Here is an 18,327-nt window from a genome sequence, read left to right on the forward strand (position 1 = left end):
TGTGACACCTAACAGCAAGGAGAACGACAGCAATGAGCACTGAAGGATTCAAGCTCCAGGCATCCATCAAGGACACCGACGGCGACATGGTGAACTTCCGCGCCGACTCTGCGGAGGAGCTGGCCGACTACCTGGCCGGGTTCCCGTACGACGTGTACGCCCAGGCGAAGGCGAACCTCCGTGGCGCTAGCGCGGTCGGAAGCATCGCGCAGCCCTCTACCCCCACTGCTGCTCCGGTCGCGGCTCCTGCCCCGACCCCTGCACCCCAGAACAACGGCTGGGGCCAGCCGCCTGTGGCGCAGGCAGCACCGGTTGCTGCCGGTGGGCCTGTCAACGGCACGCCTCACCCGGAGGGGAAGGTCTGCGGCGGGTGTGCCACGCCCATCCAGTTCAAGTCGTTCACGGCGAAGTCCGGCAAGGCGATGCGGATGTGGACGTGCCCCAACCAGCGCAGCAAGGACGACGGTCACTTCTCCGAGTTCATCTGGGACAACTGGTCGGCTTCTGACCGCAGGGTTGGCGGCTCCCATGCCGCCGCCCTCGCGGTCGCCGCACCAATCAACTGCGATCCGTAGAGAGGTTCAACATGAGTGAGAAGTACACGCCCGTCGAGGGCGACAAGGTTCGAGTGGTGCTGGAGGGCGCGGTGGACTGCACCGTCTCCCTCGGCTTCTTTGTTGATGCCGACGACGTGCGCTCGTTCGTCGCAAACAAGCACGTCGTGTCCGTTGAGAAGATCAAACCTCCGGTGGAGGTGTTCGGGCCAGGGGACACGGTGCGGAGCAAGGCATGCCGCCAGCTCTACAGCATTGGTTGGGGCGGGTACTTCGTCCACGCCACGGGCAAGTGGCGGCGCGAGCTGCACCTGCCTTTCACCTCCGAGCGCTACGAGCGGGTCGAGCTGAAGTGAGAACCCTCGCTGGCGCGAAGCGCCGGGTGGGGCCTGCCATCCAGCAGCTGCCCACCGTCTTCCCGACACTGGAGCAAGCAGGCATCCGCCTGCGACGCGGCACCGTCACCATGATCGCGGCAACCCCAGCATCACTGAAGTCGATGCTGACCCTCTACTGGGTGGGGCGCATGGGTCTACCCACATTGTTTTTCTCCGCAGACACCGACGAGTACGAGTCCATGAAGCGGGCAACCGCGATGGTCACTGGCGAAACCCAAGACCAGATCGAGGCGGGTATCGCGGCGGGCGTCGACTACGCCCCCGCACTGACGCACCTCTCGCACATCCGGTGGGTGTTCGAGACGGACCCCACCTACCGCGACCTGGAGCTGGAGACTGCGGCGTTCGCTGAGGCGTACGGACAGTTCCCTTCCATCATCGTCATCGACAACCTGATGAACGTCGTTCCTGAGAACGACAACGAGTGGATGGGGATGCGTGACACCACCAAGGCGTTGAAGCGCCTTGTGCGGATCACCGGTTCATCGGTGTTCGTGTTGCACCACAACAGCGAGTCCGAGAAAGACAACAGCAAGCCCGCTGCGCGGGTGAAGCTCCAGGGCAAGGTCTCTCAGCTGCCCGAGGTGATCCTTTCGATTGCTCGTTCCGACAACGAGATGCGGATTGCTGCGGTGAAGAACCGCTTCGGTCCTGGGGATGCGAGTGGCGAGCGGTACGTGACGCTCTATGTCGACCCGTCTCGCTGCACGTTCTATCTGTCCCGACACGACATGCAATCCGGGAGGGCGGCATGACTGAGGCAACGATCCTTCGGTTCCCCGTGGAGCTCCGTGAGGAGTTCGGGTCGCTAGAGATTCCCTGCGACTTCAGTGACGAGAAGCCTTGCAGCCAGGGTGCTGCCGAGTGGGTGCTGTACCGCAAGCCGCATGGTTGCGGCTGGCTTCCCCCGGCGCTGGCGTGTGGTGGTTGCAAAGACAGTCGCCTGCATGGCGACTGGGCTCTGGAGTGCTACCGGTGTGACTATAAGACTGCTCCGGCTCGGGAGTTCTACTCATTCGTGGAGCACCTGTGAGCGCCGAGACGCTGCGTGAAGCAGCGGAGCGGATTCGCTCAGAGCACGTCGTTCGCACCGATTCAATGACCTGTCAGTGCGAGGACTGGACCGACAGTTGGTTCGACCGCTCGATCTGCCCCGAACCGTGCGGCTCGATGCACAACGTGTGCGTGGAGTGCAGTCTGATCCAGGGCGGCTGCGCGTGGGACAGCGTGGGGCGCCGGGACAGCAATCGCCTGGCCCGCTCATGGCTGGCGGTGGCGGACTGGCTGGACGACACGGCGGGATTGCTGGAAGCGACGCACCCCAACCCCGCGTGCGACCTCCGATACGACGGCAACGCCCTCGCTGTCGCCCGCGCCTACCTCGGGGGGGCGTGATGGCAAGCGTGGGAAGCCGCAAGGCGAGGGGAATGAGAAGCCAGAAAGTGGTGGCCGAGTGGTTCGCCACCCACGGGTGGGTCTGGGCCGAGAGCACCGGAGCCGGTCGCTCCGGTGTCGATGTCACCGGGATGCCCGGTTTGGCTGTTGAGGTGAAGGCGCGTCGGGAGTTCAACCCGACCGCCTGGCTGAAGCAGGCACGGGCTGATGCCCGTGGCGGTCTGCCGTTCGTGGTGTTCCGTGGAGACGGCCAGGGCGAGAAGTCTGTCGGTGACTGGGGCGTGCTCGTGTCCTTGACCGACTTGACCACGCTGCTGCATGAGGCCGGCTATGGCTCACCCGAACAGGCTGAACCACAGGTGGGCGCTGACCTTCCAGATGCCGTAGCCGAAGATCGCCAGGACGGCAGTGGCCTGGATGGTGTCCCAAGTCTCCTTCATGGAAGGAGTATCTGATGACTGTCAAGTGGTCTGTCGAGGCTGGATGCTTCGTGTATCTGTGCGAGTACGGCTGCTACGACTTCGACTTCGAGTCTGAGGCAGAGGCGACTACTGCTCTGCGGTCGCACGTCTGCCGGAAGGATTCGTGATGGCGAAGCAGGTGGTGCGTCGCTCGCAGTGGCCCAGCAACTGGGGGAACCCCAGCTCGCACTGGCACTGCCCGTGGATTTGGATGTGCTGGGGATGCGGCAACCATGAAGGTTTCGCCTCATGGGAGGGCGCCATCCGACACGCCGATGACCACCCTGCCACCTGTCCCGGGGAGTGGCAGTGGGAGTGGCAGTGAAGCGGTTCGTCACCTGCCCAGGTTCGGGCAAGAAGTGTCTGCCTGATGTGGAGACGGCGATCAGGAAGGCGCTGCGCTACAGCGCACAGCGGGGCACGCCGTTGCGGTACTACCGCTGCCCCGATTGCGGGTTGTTTCACCTGACCAAGCGCCCTTTGTCTAGGGCGCATGTTGACACCTATCAGCGGAGTGCATGATGAGGTTGTTGAAGAAGGAGCGCGAGGCGTTGGCCTCGCTGCTCATCGCCGGGGCCGACACCCCCGAGGCGCTGGCTGAGCTGGTTGCTGCCGAGTTGGACCGGGTGCGTGGCGAGCGCACCACTCACTCGATCACGTTCCGTACTGGAACTTCGACGCCGTTGTTCTTTTCGTTCGGCCCGTATTCCACGCAAGCGCAGGCGTTGAAGGCGTGGGAGAAGCACCCGTGCCGGGGGCTGGCGACCGGCTGGGCGGTGGCATCGACCACTTCCGCTGAAGGGGTGGAGCAGTTGGTGGCTGACATCGACACCCCGCCTGAGCCGAAGGGCGACTTCGCCGAGGTGGCGAAGGACGTGAAGGCCCGACGCAACGGGTGGGGCGGCAAGGCAGTGGACCGAGACAACCACCTGCCATGAGCCGCCTGTGGGTCTGGCGAGAGACCGCCCGAATCATCGGGTGGCCTCTGACCCTTCTGCTGTCACCGCAGTTCGTCTTCAACCTTCTCTTTCCATCAGACAGGAGTCACATGGCCTACCAGGCTCCACCGAAGTTCGACATCCTCGCGGTGATCGAACACTACGGTGCCCGCGTGCTGAGCGGGAACGGCGAGTGGCGCAAGGCCACCTGCCCTATCCATGAGGACAGTAACCCGTCGGCCTCTGTGAATGAGGACGAAGGCTACTTCCGTTGTCACGGCTGCGACTTCTCTGGTGACGCCATAGATGTCATCTCCGACAAGGAGGGGCTGGACTTCCGTGCCTCTCTCGCATTCGCCAAGGAGCACTTCGGTGACGGTGCGACTTCCGCACCGCAGCAGTCGTCTTCGCTGATGCCGAAGCGAACCAGCTCCAAGCAGGGGCGGCGTAACTGGACGCCGCCGTGGGGGAGGTTCTGATGACACTCGACTCCCTGATCTTGTCGACCTCGCAACGCGAAGCGTTGGAGGTGGCGACCACTGCCTATGAGGGGAACATTGCCGAGGCGCGAGAGTTTCTGGCGTCACGCGGGATCACCCGCGAGGTCGCCACCGAGTATCGGCTGGGGTTTGTGGACGAACCTGCGCCCGGTCACGAGCGGTTCGTCGGGATGTTGTCTATCCCTTATCTGACTGCTGCTGGTGTGGTGAAACTGAAGTTCCGTCGCCTTGCTGGCGAGGGCTCGAAGTATGACGGGCCGTCTTCTGCGGCCCGCCTCTACAACACGGCTGCGTTGCTTGGTGATGAGCCGGTGGTGGCTCTGTGTGAGGGGGAGTTCGATGCGTTGGTTTGTTCTGCGTTGGTGGGTGTGCCAGCTGTGGGTACGCCGGGCACTCAATGGCAGGACCATTGGTCGCGTTGTTTCGCGGATAAAGACCAGGTGCTTGTGGTGGCGGATAACGATGTGAAGGAAGACGGGAGCAACCCGGGGATGAAGCACGCCTTGAAGATTGCGAAGAACGTTCCGAGTGGGCGGGTGGTGACGCCACCGCCCGGTGAGGACATGAACACTTGGGTGTTGGCTGTGGGCCCGGATGCTGTGCGGGAGGCGATGGGTCTGTGAGCGACTTCAAGGTTGGCGACCGGGTGGTGGTCGCGCACGACGGGCTCCGCAACTACGGCAACTGCGGGAAGGTGACCGTCCCACGGCATGGCCTGTCGGGAGAGTATGTCGCGGTGCTCCTGGACGGCGAGGGTGAAGAAACCATCTACCTCCCAGCGGAACTGAAGCTGATCGAGTCGTTCGACGCTGCCCGCGATGAGGCGCGGGAGAGGTTCAATGACGTGTCGCTGGCGGCTTCCATCGACCAGCTGGAGACTGACCCGGTGGCGCTCCCTCCGCACTACCGGCACCTGCCGGTGGAGTGCATCGACATCACCGAGCACTTCAACTTCTGTATGGGTAACGCCTTGAAGTACATCTGGCGGGCTGACCACAAGGGCAACCCGATCCAGGACTTGAAGAAAGCGGCGTGGTATATCGAGCGCGAGGTTGCTCGCCGCGAGAAGGAGTCGGCGTGAGCACGCCGACCACCGTCGACCACGGCACGCTCCGCGACGACGACGGGGAGCCCCTGGAGTACAGGGTGCTCCATCCGTCACTGCCGAACATCCCGCTCGCGTGGTCGCAGGTCTGGCCTGGACGCTTCACGGACTGGCAGGCCGGGCGGTACGCCGCGTACGTCGAGAGCCTTGCCAACAAGCGCCTCGGGCTCGTCGCCTGCGACACGCGAGTGCCGCACATGGACTGGGTGGTGTTCGGGCGCCCATGCCCTTCCTGTGGGGCTGCCCTGTAACTGGCATCACGCAAACCTATCCACTATATTGACACCTAACAGCATGTCAATCCACCGTGGGTGTGCCGGTGGAGTTCGGTAGCGATTCAGATGCGAGTTCTGGTAACCGACATCGAGACCAGTCCCATCCTGGCCTACACCTGGGGACTGAGGAATCAGTTCATCTCCATCGACCAGATCGTGGAGCCCACTCGGATGCTGTGCTTCGCAGCCAAGTGGGTGGGCGAGAAGAAGACAGTGTTCTATTCGGAGTTCCACCACTCCCGTGAGGAGATGGTGGAGGCTGCGTGGAAGCTGATTGACGAAGCCGACGTGGTGGTCGGCTACAACCACAAGTCGTTCGACATGCGGCACTTCACTCGTGAGTTCATGGAGGCGGGGATGCCCCCGCCGTCCCCGGTGAAGCTGGTGGACCTGTATCGGGAGGCTCGCCAGGCGTACTTCCCTAGCCACAAACTCCAGTACGTGTCGACTGCTGTCGGCTTGGAGGGGAAGCTCAGCCACACCGGCTTCAAGTTGTGGACCCAGTGTCTTGCCGGCGACCCCAAGGCGTGGAACCTTTTCAAGCGGTACAACGTCCAGGACGTGAAGGTCACGGAGGAGCTGTACCACAAGCTCCTCCCGTACTTGAAGACGCTGCCGATCTCGTCGCTGTACGCCGACGATGAGTCGGGCGCAGCGAACTGCCCGAAGTGTGGCGGTGGCCCTCTGGTACGGCGCGGGTTCGATTACACGCGCCTCGGCAAGTACCGCCGCTACCGCTGCAACCAGTGCCAGTCGTGGTCGCGCGGCAAGCGTGCGGTCAGCACGGTGGAGTTGCGGGGCATCTCGTGACCGACGACCTGTTGCGCGGATGGCGTCAGCTCGCCATCGCGCTGCTCCGCAAGGCTGGCGGTTCGGTGGTGATGCGAGGCGATGACGCTCTCGACATCGACCCTGACGACTACATGGTCCAGGTGACTGAGCATCCGACACGGGATTTCGTGTCGGTGCGTCTGGTGGGGGATGGCGATGAGTGAACTGTGGTCCTGGGCCCTCACTGCGGTGGGGCTGACCTGCTTCTACCTTGCCGGGCGCAAGGTCTGGTGGGCGTGGTACGTCGGCATCGCCGGGCAGGTGTTGTGGTTGGCCTACAGCCTCACGACACAGCAGTGGGGATTCCTTGCCGGCGTGGTCGCCTACTCGGTGGTCTATGTCCGCAACGCGGTTGCGTGGACGCGAGAGCGGGGTGGCGAAGACGAGCGTTGATCTTGCCGAGTACACGAATCTGGTGGAGTCGGCGGCAGCCGAGTACGCCGGTCGCTACCGCAAGTACGGCTTCGACCGTGAAGACATGAGCCAGGCGGCGTGGGTGTGGATGCTTCAGCACAAGCACAAGATCGCTGAATGGTTCGAGGTTGATGAGCAGTCTGGGCCCAGGATGCTGGGCCGTGCTGTTCGCAACGCGATGCACGATGCCGGCGAGGATGCGAAAGCCCAGAAGCTGGGCTACTCGCGGGAGGACTTGAAGTTCTACCGCAAGGGCGAGATTGCTGCGCTGCTTGATGTGGTGTTCGACCCGGAGTCTTGGTTGGAGAAGCCCACCCCTGATGGTGGGCGTTCCACTCCGTCCGACCCTGCCACTGGTGGCAACTGGGCTGCCGGTCTGGCCGATGTGGCTCGTGCGTTCGAGCAGTTGGATGCCGAGGACAAGGAGTTGTTGTTGGCGTTCCATCGGGACGACAAGAGCAACAACTACATGGCTGACCAGCATGAGGTGTCGCATCAGGTCATGTCCTATCGGCATGACCGTGCGTTGAAGCGGATGGTGAAGCATCTGGGCGGGTTCGCTCCCGCCCGTTTGCATGATGAGGACTGTGACCACTCCACTGGTCAGCCTTGGCCGTCTGGTCGTAGGGCGATGTCCAATGCGGCTGCGCGTGCGCTGACGCAGACTCAGTATGAAGACGATGAGGTGTGACGATGGCGCTATATGAGCGGGTCGAGAACGAGTCAGGCAAGGTCGAGGTCGACTACTACGACGACGATGTCTACCTGGAGGTGTTTGACACCACCGGTCCCGGCGATGAGCCGCTCCGGGCGGTCATCCCACTCTCCAAGGAGGAGGCGGCGAAGGTCGCCTACGCGCTGCTCGGGGGATTCGAGTGAGCGCCTACGCTGCCTGCCTCCAGGAAGTCGAAGCCTTCGTGGATCAGTTCGCTGAGAACGAGACGGTCACGGTGTCTCGTGGGGATGATGTGGTGGCAGCCCTGGTGGGGCTGCTCCACTACGGGACGGTGACGGGGAGGATGCTGCAAGGTTTGTACCTTGCAGGCGTCGCCGCGCAGGAGTTCACCTCCGAGTAGCCCATTCCGTAGAGCGCATGAAGAACCCCCGGGGATACATTCCCTCGGGGGTCTTCTGTTTGCAGCCCTAGCGCCTACCGTGCGAGCTGCATCAGGGTCGGATGATGTTGTCGCCGTCCGACTTCACACGCGCTACACGGTGGAAGCCTTGCTTCGTGTTCGGCAGGTAGGTGATGACTGCGTTGTCTCGGTGCAGCCCCTCCACCCAGTTGGACACCCAGGTGAGGTCAGCTTTCGACAGCGACTCGCCGCGTCGGCGGCGACCTTCGATCCGAAGCAGTCGAGCTTCGGTAGCCATCTGGTGTTCTTTCTTCAGAACCCAAGGCAGCAGGTCGGTGTGACGCTTGGCGGGTCTCGATGATTCGAGGCCGAGGCGACTGATCGCCATAGCGATGGCGGAGCGGGACACGCGGACCCCAGAGTCCGCTTCCCAGGCATCAACAATCTGTGCCTGAGTCAGTCCTTTGTCCAGGTAGCGACGTAGGGTCGTCGCATCCGGGACAACTGTCCGGTTAGCCATGCCTTCAGTGTGCAGTTGACACTAACAATTCTGCAAGTTGACAAGGGTGCTCACTGTCACTGTCACATTGGGGTACCCTCCCCCTGTCGCGTTTCCGCAGGTCGCAACCGCTGTCCTACTACGTCAACAAGGACGCCTATCGCACCACCGTGCGGCAGGAGATCGCAGCGCTGCAGGCGGGAGGCACCCATGGATGAGGTCGACAGCATCCGCATCGCCTTCGAGGAGGGCTCGCTCACGACGCTGAAGATCGTGATCGGCGCGATCCTCTTCGGCATCGCCCTGGACACGAAGTTCGCGGACTTCGTGCATGCGGCCAAGCGGCCCGGCAGCATCGCGATCGGCACCGTGGCGCAGTTCCTGCTGCTGCCGGCGATCACGTTCGTCCTCACGCTCGCGCTCGACCTGCGCGGATCGGTGGCGCTCGGCCTGATCCTCGTCGCGTGCTGCCCGCCGGGGAACGTCTCCAACATCCTCACCCACCGCGCCGGCGGCGACGTGGCGCTGTCGGTGTCGATGACCGCGGTCGGCAACGTGCTGGCGATCTTCCTGATGCCGCTCAACGTCGCCTTCTGGGGCGGTCTGCACCCGACCGGCAAGGAGCTGCTGCGCGACATCGAGCTGTCGGCGTTCGACATGCTGCTCGAGGTCGGCGCGGTGATCGGCATCCCGTTCGTCGCCGGCATCACGATCGCGCGGCTATGGCCGCGGTTCGCCGCCGTCGCCCACAAGGTCGTCGGGCCGGTCTCCTACCTCGGGCTGGCCGGCATCATCATCATCGGCGTCACCAACAACTGGAGCATCTTCGTCTCCTACATCGGTGTCGTGCTGCTCGCCGTCTTCCTGCACGACGCGCTGGCGCTCGCCCTCGGGTACGCCGTCGGCCGCGCCACCGGCCTGCCGCAGGCCAGCACCAAAGCGATGACCTTCGAGGTCGGAATCCGCAACGCCGGGCTCGGCCTGCTGTTGGTCTTCACCTACTTCGACGGCCTCGGCGGGATGGCGCTCGCCGCCGCGTGGTGGGGCATCTGGGACATCATCGCCGGCCTCGCGGTCGCGATCGTCTGGCGCGCCCGCACCGGCACCAGTGCTCCCGCGGCACCGGCCGAGCCGGAGGGAGTGCGGTGAGGGTCCTCGTCACCGGCGGGCTCGGGTTCCTCGGCACGTCGGTCGTCGCGCGGCTGCGCGACGGCGGCCACGAGGTGGTCGCCGCCGACGTCCGCCCCGGCGCCGACGCGTTGGTCGACGTCACCGACCCGGCGGCGGTCGACGCGGCGTTCGCCGAGCACCGCCCCGAGGTGGTCGTCCACCTGGCGTCGATCGTCACCCCCGGCAAGGACTCCGACCGCGCCCGCGAGCACGCCGTCGACGTCGAGGGCAGCCGGCACGTCCTCGAGGCGTGCCTGGCCCACGGCGTACGCCGGCTCGTGGTGTCGTCGAGCGGGGCGGCCTACGGCTACCACCCCGACAACGGTGCGGCCCACGACGGCTGGCTGCACGAGGACGACCCGCTGCGCGGCAACGTGGAGTTCGCCTACAGCGACCACAAGCGCAAGGTCGAGCAGATGCTCGCCGCCGCCCGCGAGGCGCACCCCGAGCTCGAGCAGGTGGTGCTGCGCATCGGCACGATCCTCGGCGAGCGCGTGGACAACCAGATCACCGCGCTCTTCGAGCGCAGGCGGCTGTTGAAGGTGCGCGGCTCGGACTCCCCCTTCGTCTTCATCTGGGACACCGACGTCGCCGCGATCGTCGAGCAGGCCGTCACCGGCGAGGTCACCGGCGCCTTCAACGTCGCCGGCGACGGCGCGCTGACCATCGACGAGATCGCCACCCGTCTCGGCAAGCCCACGCTGAGCATCCCCGAGCCGGTCCTGCGCTGGGTGCTCGGCATCGGCAAGCGGCTGGGCCTCACGGCGTACGGACCTGAGCAGACGGTGTTCTTGCAGTACCGCCCGGTCCTCGCCAACGACCGGCTCAAGCTGGTCTTCGGCTACACGCCGTCGAAGACCAGCGCCGAGGCGTTCGACGCCTGGGCGGCACGCGCCGGGCGCACCTGAGGTCAACGATGTTGTCAGGTGTCACTCGGTGGCACCAGAGGACATCGTTCCCGGGCACGAGCGGTTGTCCACAGGACTGACGACGTGCCCAGCCGTCCGACGGCATGCTCGACCGATGCTGCCCGAGCCGCCCGACGCCGCCCACCTCGGTGTGGTCACACGCCGGACGCTGCTCGCCCGCGGTCACAGCCGCGCCGACATCCGGCGCCTGCTCCGGCGCCGCGAGCTCGCGGTCGTCCATCCGGGCGTGTACGTCGACCACACCGGACCGTTGACCTGGGAGCAACGCACGATCGCCGCGGTCCTGCACGCCTGGCCGGCCGCGCTGGCTGGCTCGTCGGCGCTGGCGGCCGCGGGACTCGGCGAGAAGGAGGGAGACATCGAACTCGTGGTCGCCCGCGGCCGGCGGGTCCTCTTGCCGGAGGACGTCACCCTGCGGCGCGTCGACCACCTCGTTGAGCGGGTGCAGTGGAACGCCGACCCGCCGCGGCTGCGCATCGAGGAAGCCATCCTCGACCTCGCGGCAGCAGCCCCGACGCGCACCGCGGCCGTGGCGATCTTGACCGCACCGGTGCGGGCGCGCCGCACGACGGCACCCCGCATCGCCGCAGCCCTCCGGCGCCGCAAGCGCTTCCCCGATCGGCGCTGGTTCAGCGGGGTACTGGACGATCTCGCCACGGGCGTGCACTCGACGCTCGAGCACGGCTACGTCGACCGCGTCGAACGTCCCCACGGTCTGCCGCGCGGGGTCCGCCAGGCGGTTGCCGACGGTCCGGTCGGACGCATCTATCGGGACGCCGCGTACGACGGGCTGATCGTCGAGCTCGACGGACGGGCGCACCACGACCATGCCCGAGCGCGCGATCGGGACTTCGAGCGCGACCTGGATGCTGCTCTCTCCGGCGCTCGCACCGTCCGGCTGACCTACGGCCAGGTCTTCGACCGTGCCTGCGAGACCGCCCTCAAGGTCGCGACCCTTCTGCAGTCAGCGGGCTGGTCCGGTCGCCCCCACCCCTGCACGCGACAACGATGTTCGCTGGTGCCACCCAGTGACACCCCGCGACATCGCTAACGACTGGAGTCGGGCAGGAGCCGGTCGGCGACGGCGAAGACCACGTCGGAGGCGGCGGGGACGAACGTCGTGAAGAGTCCCAGGGCGGTGCCGGCGGCGGTGTTGATCGTCAGCGGGCGGGCCTCGAGGGCGAGGACGATGCGCGCGGCGGCGGTCTCCGGCGACATGGCTGGCGCCTTGTCGTAGAGCTTCGTCGGACCGATCATCGGCGTGCGCACGAGCGCGAAGCGGATGTTGGTGACCGTCACGCCGTCGAGCAGCAGCTCGCGTCCGACGATCCGGCCGAACGTGTCGAGCGCGGTCTTGGAGGCGATGTAGGCAGCGAACTTCGGCGACTTCGCCTGCACCCCCCACGTCACGACGTTGACGACGTGACCGTGGCGCTGCTCCACCATCGCGGGCAGCAGACCGAGGGTGAGCCGCACGGGACCGTGGTAGTTGATCGCCATCGTGCGCTCGAAGTCGTGAGCGCGGTCGAACGAGTTGCGCACCGAGCGCCGGATCGAGCGGCCGGCGTTGTTGACCAGCGCGTCGACCGCGCCGTGCTCGGCCAGCACCTGCGCGACGAGTGCGTCGACCTGCTCGGGATCGACGAGGTCGCAGACGTACGCCGTGGCGCGACCCCCGCGCTCCTCGATCGCGGCCCGCACGCGGTCGAGCTCGTCGGCGCGACGGGCCACCAGCAGGACGTGGGCGCCCCGCGCCGCGACGGCGTACGCGGATGCCTCACCGATGCCCGACGAGGCGCCGGTGATCAGCACGGTGCGGCCGGCGAGCCGTGACGGGAGGGCGCGTCCGGCGACGGCGCGGACGACAGTGGCCGGACCGGCGGTCAGGCGGGTGAGGATCGGGGTGAGGGACACGGCCGGACCCTACGACAGCCCGCTCAGCCCAGCGGCGGGACCGGGAACGGCTGGGCCGCCTCGACCTGCGCCGAGAGCGAGAGCAGCGTGCCCTCGTCACCGGTGCGTCCGACCAGCTGCACGGCGAGCGGGAGGCCGTCGGGGCCGAGGCCCACAGGCACGCTGGCGGCCGGGTTGCCGGTGACGTTCCACAGCGCCGTGTAGGCGATCATCGGCATCGAGCGCAACGCGGCACGGACGGTGCCGGCGCCGTCGAGCCGGCCCAGGCGCGGCGGGCGGCACGCGATGGTCGGCGTCAGCAGCACGTCGACGTCGTCGAAGACCCGGTTGGCCTTGCGCTCCACCTCCTCGCCGCGCCGGATCGCACCGCGCACGACCTTGTCGGTGGCCCAACGGCCCATGAGCAGCGTCTGGTGGGTACGCCGCTCGAGGGCGCGCGTGTCCTCCACCAGCTCGGCCTCCGCGCGCACGCCGCCGAGGAACTGCGGGACGAACGCCGCGGTGGGGTCGGGGTACGCCGGGTCGATCTCGCGGACGTCGTGCCCGAGGTCGGCGAGCAGCCGCGCGGTGTCGCGCAGGGCTTGCACGTTGACGGGATCGGGCCGCACCCCGAGGCTGACGGGCTTGGCCGACCAGCCGATGCGCAGCCGTCCGGGCTCCCGGTCGGCGGCGGCGCTGAACGACTCCGCGGGGTCGGCCGCAGTGAAGACGTCCGTGGGCGCGTTGCCCCGGATCGCGTCGTAGACCAGCGCGCTGTCACGGACCGTGCGGCTCAGCGGACCGACGGTGCCGAGCGCCCACCACAGATGGGCGTTCGGACCGCTGGAGACCCGTCCGCGCTGGGGCTTGAGCCCGAAGATGCCGCAGCAGGCGGCCGGGATCCGGATCGAACCGCCTCCGTCCCCGCCGATCGCGACCGGCACGAGACCGGCGGCGACCGCGGCCGCCGTACCCCCACTGGAGCCTCCCGGCGAGCGGGTCAGGTCCCACGGGTTGCGGGTGTGGCCGTAGGCGACGGACTCGGTGAAGGGCCACTGGCCGAACTCCGGCATCTGGGTCTTGCCGACGATCACCGCTCCAGCTGCACGCAGGCGGCGCACCACCTCACCGTCCTCGGCGGCGGACGTGCGGTTGCCGCGGCCGCCGAACGTCGTGACGCATCCGGCGACGTCGAGCTCCTCCTTGACGGCCACGGGTACGCCGTGCAGGGGTCCGCGTGCGCGTCCCCGCGCCAGCTCCGCGTCGCGGGCGGCAGCCTCGGCGCGCGCCTCGTCGGCGAGCACGACGGAGAACGCCCGCAGCGCAGGGTCGTGCTGCGCGATCCGGTCGAGGGACAGCTCGAGGACCGCAGCGGCGGTGCGCTCACCGCCCGCGACCTGCTCGACGAGGGCGGTGGCGTCATCGGGGAGGGGCATGCCGCCTGAACCTAGCGCCCCGCACACTCCCCCGTCAGCCCTCGCGCACCCCGCACCGGCGTACGGCGAGGACGACCAGGGCGCGCGCGACGTCGACGACCTCCTGGATCGACACGTGCTCCATCGGCGCGTGCGCCTGCCGCGGGTCGCCCGGACCGTAGTGCAGCGTGGGGATCCCGCCGATGCCGGCGTAGAGCCGCAGGTCGCTGCCGTAGACCTCGCCGCGCACCGGTGGTGCGGCGCCGCCGGTGTCAAGGACGCAGCGGCGTACGTCGTCGATGAGCGGATGGTCGGCGTCGAGCCGCCCGCTGGCGAACTGCCCGCCGGGCCACGTGACGAACGCGCGCTGCTCGCGCAGCCACGGGTCGTCGAGGCAGGCCTGGTTGACGACGTCCTCGAAGTGGGTGCGGGCCACGCGGGGGTCCTCGTCGAGCATCACGCCGAAGCGTCCCTCGGCGACGAGCCGATCGGGCACGGAGCTGGCCCAGTCGCCGGCCTCGACCCGGCCGATCGAGAGCGCGTAGGGCAGCTCGCGCCCGGCGAAGAGCGGGTCGGGGTCGGCGTTGCGCTCGGCCTCGAGTGCGAGCAGGGCGCGGTGGATCGGGAGGAACGCCTCGAACGCGCTGATGCCCTCGCGGCGCAGGCTGCCGTGGGCGGACTTGCCGAGCACCTCGATGCGGAAGGTCAAGGCGCCGGCGCAGGCGATGATCATCCGGCCGCCGGTCGGCTCGGTGATGACGGCCGACTGTCCGCGGTAGCCGCGCCGCAGGGTGGCGAACCCGCCGAGCCCGCCGTCCTCCTCGCCGGTCACGCAGTGCACGGCGAGGGGGTGGGCCAGCTGCAGGCCGGAAGCGTTCACGGCGGCGGCGACCGCGAGGTTGACCGCGACGCCGGCCTTCATGTCGGCCGCGCCCCGGCCGTAGATCGCGCCGCCGTGCAGCTCGGTGGAGAACGGGTCGGAGCCGGCCCAGGCCTCGGGGTCGCCGGGCGGGACCACGTCGAGGTGGCCCTGAAGGATCAGGCCGGCCGGTTCGGTCGGGTCGTGGTCACCGGACCCGCCGAGCGTGCCGACCAGCCCGAGCGCCCGGTCGCGCTCGACCTCCTGGCCGGGGAACCACGGGTCGGCGGTGATCTCCTCGAGATCGATGTCCCACAGGTCGACGTGCGCGCCGGCGTCGGCCAGGATGCCGGCGGCGACCTCCTGGACCTCCCACTCCGCGGGGGTGCCGGAGACGCTCGGGACCCGGATCAGGGTCGCGAGGTCGCGCACGAGCTTGTCCTCGTCGAGGTGGTCGAGCACGAGCTGCTCGTGCTTGTCCAAGGCGGGGTCCGGGCGCGTCATGCGCTCACCGTACGTCGGGGTCGTCGAGCTGGGCGGCGAGTCGGGCCAGGAGCTCGTCGACCTCGTCGGCGCGGTAGCCGCGCAGTGCTGTGCTGAACCGCACCCGGCGCAGGTCGCCGCCGGTCAACGGGCCGCTGGCCGGCACGCGGGCGGCGCGCCGCTCGCGGGTGACGTCGCGCATCGCCTCGCCGCGACCGGTCGCCACGACCGCGACGGCACCGATCAGGACGACCACGCCGATCGCGAGGAGCCAGGCGGTCACGCCCAGCCCCACGGAGCCGGGTGCTCCCCCTCGCCGGGGCCGCCCTCGTCGACGTCGCGCGCCTCGACCATCGCGCGCACGGCCTCCTCGAGGTCGTCGGTGAGCTGCAGTCGATCGACGTCGGCGGCCGAGATCATCCCCTCGGCCGCGGCGGTGTCGCGCAGCCAGTCGACCAGGCCGCGCCAGTACGCCGTACCGACCAGCACGATCGGGAAGGAGGTGACCTTCTGCGTCTGCACCAGCGTGAGCGCCTCGAACAGCTCGTCGAAGGTGCCGAAGCCGCCGGGCAGGACGATGAAGCCCTGGGCGTACTTCACGAACATCATCTTGCGGGCGAAGAAGTAGCGGAAGTTGATGCCGTGGGTGACCCACGGGTTCATGCCCTGCTCGTGCGGCAGCTCGATGCCGAGGCCCACGGACATGCCGCCGGCCTCCTGGGCGCCGCGGTTCGCTGCCTCCATCGCGCCGGGCCCGCCGCCGGTGATGACGGCGAATCCCTCCTCGACCAGTCGGCGGCCGACCTCCAGGCCGTGGGCGTAGTAGGGGTGGTCGGCCGCAGTCCGTGCGGAGCCGAAGACGCTGACCGCGTGCCCGAGCTCCGACAGGGCGTCGAAGCCCTCGACGAACTCCGCCTGGATCTTCATGACCCGCCACACGTCGGTGTGGGTCCAGCCACCGTGGCCCCGGTCGTCGAGGAGTCGCTGGTCGGCCGTCGAGGTGCGGGTCGGGCGACCGCGCGTGAAGTCCCTGCTCATGACAGCCATGCTCGCAGTCGCGACTCGGTGAGCTCGATGTCGGCGTACGGCACGCGCTCGTCCTGCTTGTGCGCCAGGAGCGGGTCGCCGGGACCGAAGTTGACCGCGGGTACGCCGAGGGCGCTGAAGCGCGAGACGTCGGTCCAGCCGAACTTCGGGGCGACCTCACCGCCGACGGCCTCCACGAAGGCGGCGGCGGCCGGGACGCTCAGCCCCGGCAGCGCGCCGGGGGCGGAGTCGGTGACCGTCACGTCGTACCCCGCGAACACCTCACGCACGTGGGCCTCGGCCTCCTCGGGCGAGCGGTCGGGCGCGAAGCGGTAGTTGACCGAGACCCGGCACTCGTCGGGCAGCACGTTGCCGGCGACGCCGCCGGAGACGAAGACGGCGTTGAGGCCCTCGCGGTACTCCAGCCCGTCGATCACCGGGCGCCGCGGCTCATAGGCGTTGAGCCGAGCGAGGACCTCGGCGGCGCCGTGGATGGCGTTGACGCCCATCCAGGAGCGCGCGGAGTGCGCCCGCTCGCCGCGGGTGACGATGTCGACGCGCATGGTGCCCTGGCAGCCGGCCTCGACCCCGGCGTTGGACGGCTCCATGAGGATCGCGAAGTCGGCGGCGAGCAGCTCGGGGCGTTCCCGGGCGAGGTGGCGCAGGCCGTTGCGCACCTCCTCGACCTCCTCGCACGCGTAGAAGACGTAGGTGACGTCGCGGTTGGGCTCCGGCAGGGTCGCCGCCGTCCGCAGGGCGACCGCCACGCCGCCCTTCATGTCGCACGAGCCGAGCCCGTGCAGGTGGGTCTCGTCGCGCCGGCTCGGGAGGTTGTCGTTGAGCGGCACGGTGTCGAGGTGGCCGGCGATGACGACCCGTTCCGCGCGGCCGAGGTGGGTGCGCGCCACGACGTTGTCCCCGTCGCGGATCACCTCGAGGTGGGGTTGCGCCGCCAGCGCCCGCTCCACCGCATCGGCGATCACCTGCTCCTCCCCGCTCACTGAGCCGATGTCGACCAGCTGCTGGGTGAGCCGCACCGCGTCCACGGTGAGGTCGAGGTCCGGGGCCGCGGCAGTCATGGGCGCCATCCCATCACACCCGGCAGTTTCACCGCCCGACTAACGTTTCTGCCCGACACGCCGGGCAGTTTCGTACGACGAGCGGGCGTGTCGTTAGACGGGCGGTGAAACTGCCGCCGGGGATTTCTCTGGACACCTGTCCAAAAGTGGAACTTGTTCTATAAAGTCGCGGCCATGCGTCATGGCATCGTGCTGTTCACCAGCGACCGCGGGATCACTCCGGCCGAGGCGGCGAGGACGGCCGAGGAGGCCGGCTTCGCCACGTTCTACGTGCCCGAGCACACCCACATCCCCGTCAAGCGGGAAGCCGCCCACCCCGGCACGGGTGACGAGACGCTGCCCGACGACCGCTACATGCGCACCCTCGACCCGTGGGTCTCGCTGGCGACGGCCGCGACCGTCACCTCGCGCATCCGGCTCTCCACCGCGGTCGCGCTGCCGGTGGAGTCCGACCCGATCACGCTCGCGAAGGCGATCGCCACGCTCGACCACCTCTCGGGCGGGCGGGTCACCCTCGGCGCGGGCTTCGGTTGGAACGTCGACGAGCTCACCGACCACCACGTCCCGGCCAACAAGCGACGCACGGTCCTCAAGGAGTACGTCGAGGCGATGCGGGCGCTGTGGACCGAGGAGACCGGCAGCTACGACGGCGAGTTCGTGAAGTTCGGCCCGAGCTGGGCGTGGCCCAAGCCCGTGCAGGCGCACGTACCCGTGCTCATCGGCGCCGGCGGCGGCCCGAAGACCTTCGCCTGGATCGCCCGGCACGCCGACGGCTGGATCACCACGCCGATCGAGACCGACATCGCCGACAAGATCGCCCGGCTGCGCGAGGCGTGGGACGCCGAGGGCCGCGAGGGTCAGCCCGACGTCGTCGCCCTGATGGTCACCAAGCCCGACCCCGAGATCCTCGCGGCGTACGAGAAGGCGGGCGTCACCGAGTGCCTGTGGTCGTTCCCCGACAAGCCGGCGGACGAGGCGGCCGCCTTCGCGCACCGCCTCGCCGGGAAGCTCGGCCTCAGCGGCTGAG

The 18,327-nt window shown here is 68.1% G+C and carries 26 protein-coding genes; 19 read left to right on the top strand and 7 right to left on the bottom strand.

What is annotated here, in order from left to right; genetic code table 11:
- The first annotated feature begins 32 nt into the window (after positions 1-32).
- From J2S59_RS01515 to J2S59_RS01585, 15 genes are all read left to right on the top strand, one after another.
- Positions 33-575: a hypothetical protein gene (locus J2S59_RS01515; RefSeq protein ID WP_306824739.1), complete on the top strand. Its 543-nt coding sequence runs from the start codon at positions 33-35 to the stop codon at positions 573-575.
- A gap of 11 nt (positions 576-586) precedes the next feature.
- A complete protein-coding gene (locus tag J2S59_RS01520; protein ID WP_068119297.1) occupies positions 587-910 on the top strand; it encodes a hypothetical protein in 324 nt (107 codons plus the stop codon).
- A 26-nt stretch (positions 911-936) separates the two neighbouring features.
- Positions 937-1,707 carry an AAA family ATPase gene (locus J2S59_RS01525; RefSeq protein WP_181641721.1) on the top strand — a complete coding sequence of 257 codons (771 nt, stop codon included), beginning with the start codon at positions 937-939 and terminating at the stop codon, positions 1,705-1,707.
- 274 nt (positions 1,708-1,981) lie between these two features.
- Positions 1,982-2,347: a hypothetical protein gene (locus J2S59_RS01530; protein ID WP_068119307.1), complete on the top strand. Its 366-nt coding sequence runs from the start codon at positions 1,982-1,984 to the stop codon at positions 2,345-2,347.
- Between the two features lie 991 nt (positions 2,348-3,338).
- On the top strand, positions 3,339-3,746 hold the full coding sequence (locus J2S59_RS01535) for a hypothetical protein (protein WP_181641722.1): 408 nt from the start codon (positions 3,339-3,341) through the stop codon (positions 3,744-3,746).
- Positions 3,743-4,225, top strand: a complete 483-nt coding sequence (locus J2S59_RS01540) for a CHC2 zinc finger domain-containing protein (protein WP_068119312.1) — start codon at positions 3,743-3,745, stop codon at positions 4,223-4,225. Before J2S59_RS01535 ends, J2S59_RS01540 begins: the two co-directional genes overlap by 4 nt.
- Complete coding sequence (locus tag J2S59_RS01545) at positions 4,225-4,869, top strand: toprim domain-containing protein (protein ID WP_181641723.1); 645 nt, start codon at positions 4,225-4,227, stop codon at positions 4,867-4,869. Before J2S59_RS01540 ends, J2S59_RS01545 begins: the two co-directional genes overlap by 1 nt.
- Complete coding sequence (locus J2S59_RS01550; RefSeq protein ID WP_220138365.1) at positions 4,866-5,327, top strand: DUF3310 domain-containing protein; 462 nt, start codon at positions 4,866-4,868, stop codon at positions 5,325-5,327. The genes J2S59_RS01545 and J2S59_RS01550 overlap by 4 nt, the downstream gene beginning before the upstream one ends.
- Positions 5,324-5,602, top strand: a complete 279-nt coding sequence (locus J2S59_RS01555; protein WP_068119317.1) for a hypothetical protein — start codon at positions 5,324-5,326, stop codon at positions 5,600-5,602. Before J2S59_RS01550 ends, J2S59_RS01555 begins: the two co-directional genes overlap by 4 nt.
- Positions 5,603-5,692: 90 nt before the next feature.
- A complete protein-coding gene (locus J2S59_RS01560) occupies positions 5,693-6,436 on the top strand; it encodes a ribonuclease H-like domain-containing protein (RefSeq protein ID WP_306824740.1) in 744 nt (247 codons plus the stop codon).
- Positions 6,433-6,621, top strand: coding sequence for a hypothetical protein (locus J2S59_RS01565; protein ID WP_068124331.1), 189 nt, complete (start codon positions 6,433-6,435; stop codon positions 6,619-6,621). Before J2S59_RS01560 ends, J2S59_RS01565 begins: the two co-directional genes overlap by 4 nt.
- Positions 6,614-6,850: a hypothetical protein gene (locus tag J2S59_RS01570; RefSeq protein ID WP_068124345.1), complete on the top strand. Its 237-nt coding sequence runs from the start codon at positions 6,614-6,616 to the stop codon at positions 6,848-6,850. The genes J2S59_RS01565 and J2S59_RS01570 overlap by 8 nt, the downstream gene beginning before the upstream one ends.
- A complete protein-coding gene (locus tag J2S59_RS01575; protein ID WP_068124333.1) occupies positions 6,831-7,562 on the top strand; it encodes a sigma-70 RNA polymerase sigma factor region 4 domain-containing protein in 732 nt (243 codons plus the stop codon). Before J2S59_RS01570 ends, J2S59_RS01575 begins: the two co-directional genes overlap by 20 nt.
- Before the next feature lie 2 nt (positions 7,563-7,564).
- The gene (locus J2S59_RS01580; protein WP_068124339.1) at positions 7,565-7,750 is read left to right on the top strand and encodes a hypothetical protein; all 186 of its coding nucleotides are present in this window, start codon (positions 7,565-7,567) and stop codon (positions 7,748-7,750) included.
- Positions 7,747-7,947 (top strand): hypothetical protein, encoded by a 201-nt coding sequence (locus J2S59_RS01585; protein ID WP_068124340.1) that lies wholly within the window; start codon positions 7,747-7,749, stop codon positions 7,945-7,947. The genes J2S59_RS01580 and J2S59_RS01585 overlap by 4 nt, the downstream gene beginning before the upstream one ends.
- A gap of 91 nt (positions 7,948-8,038) precedes the next feature.
- Here the strand turns inward: J2S59_RS01585 and J2S59_RS01590 are convergent, their stop codons facing one another.
- Positions 8,039-8,467, bottom strand: coding sequence for a hypothetical protein (locus J2S59_RS01590; RefSeq protein ID WP_181642539.1), 429 nt, complete (start codon positions 8,465-8,467; stop codon positions 8,039-8,041).
- A 189-nt stretch (positions 8,468-8,656) separates the two neighbouring features.
- Between J2S59_RS01590 and J2S59_RS01595 the strand changes: the two genes are divergently transcribed.
- The 3 genes from J2S59_RS01595 to J2S59_RS01605 all read left to right on the top strand — a co-directional run bounded on the left by J2S59_RS01595 (position 8,657) and on the right by J2S59_RS01605 (position 11,596).
- Positions 8,657-9,595, top strand: a complete 939-nt coding sequence (locus tag J2S59_RS01595; RefSeq protein WP_068124342.1) for a bile acid:sodium symporter family protein — start codon at positions 8,657-8,659, stop codon at positions 9,593-9,595.
- Positions 9,592-10,524, top strand: a complete 933-nt coding sequence (locus J2S59_RS01600; protein WP_068124343.1) for an SDR family oxidoreductase — start codon at positions 9,592-9,594, stop codon at positions 10,522-10,524. The genes J2S59_RS01595 and J2S59_RS01600 overlap by 4 nt, the downstream gene beginning before the upstream one ends.
- A gap of 115 nt (positions 10,525-10,639) precedes the next feature.
- A complete protein-coding gene (locus J2S59_RS01605; protein WP_068124344.1) occupies positions 10,640-11,596 on the top strand; it encodes a putative endonuclease domain-containing protein in 957 nt (318 codons plus the stop codon).
- Here J2S59_RS01605 and J2S59_RS01610 read toward each other — a convergent pair.
- From J2S59_RS01610 to dapE, 6 genes are read right to left on the bottom strand one after another with little or no spacing between them, the layout of a single operon-like run.
- Positions 11,593-12,459: an SDR family NAD(P)-dependent oxidoreductase gene (locus J2S59_RS01610; RefSeq protein ID WP_306824741.1), complete on the bottom strand. Its 867-nt coding sequence runs from the start codon at positions 12,457-12,459 to the stop codon at positions 11,593-11,595. The genes J2S59_RS01605 and J2S59_RS01610 overlap by 4 nt on opposite strands.
- 23 nt (positions 12,460-12,482) lie before the next feature.
- Positions 12,483-13,874 (bottom strand): amidase, encoded by a 1,392-nt coding sequence (locus J2S59_RS01615; RefSeq protein ID WP_306824742.1) that lies wholly within the window; start codon positions 13,872-13,874, stop codon positions 12,483-12,485.
- Positions 13,875-13,908: 34 nt separating this feature from the next.
- The gene (locus J2S59_RS01620; protein WP_306824743.1) at positions 13,909-15,216 is read right to left on the bottom strand and encodes an ArgE/DapE family deacylase; all 1,308 of its coding nucleotides are present in this window, start codon (positions 15,214-15,216) and stop codon (positions 13,909-13,911) included.
- Positions 15,217-15,220: 4 nt separating this feature from the next.
- The gene (locus J2S59_RS01625; protein WP_068119899.1) at positions 15,221-15,478 is read right to left on the bottom strand and encodes a DivIVA domain-containing protein; all 258 of its coding nucleotides are present in this window, start codon (positions 15,476-15,478) and stop codon (positions 15,221-15,223) included.
- Complete coding sequence (locus J2S59_RS01630) at positions 15,475-16,233, bottom strand: LOG family protein (RefSeq protein WP_220138395.1); 759 nt, start codon at positions 16,231-16,233, stop codon at positions 15,475-15,477. Before J2S59_RS01630 ends, J2S59_RS01625 begins: the two co-directional genes overlap by 4 nt.
- A complete protein-coding gene (gene dapE / locus J2S59_RS01635; RefSeq protein ID WP_068119901.1) occupies positions 16,230-17,300 on the bottom strand; it encodes a succinyl-diaminopimelate desuccinylase in 1,071 nt (356 codons plus the stop codon). The genes J2S59_RS01630 and dapE overlap by 4 nt, the downstream gene beginning before the upstream one ends.
- 174 nt (positions 17,301-17,474) lie before the next feature.
- Between dapE and J2S59_RS01640 the strand changes: the two genes are divergently transcribed.
- A complete protein-coding gene (locus J2S59_RS01640) occupies positions 17,475-18,326 on the top strand; it encodes an LLM class F420-dependent oxidoreductase (protein ID WP_068119897.1) in 852 nt (283 codons plus the stop codon).
- Position 18,327 lies beyond the last annotated feature (1 nt).

This window comes from Nocardioides massiliensis, assembly GCF_030811215.1.
Taxonomy (GTDB): domain Bacteria; phylum Actinomycetota; class Actinomycetes; order Propionibacteriales; family Nocardioidaceae; genus Nocardioides_A; species Nocardioides_A massiliensis.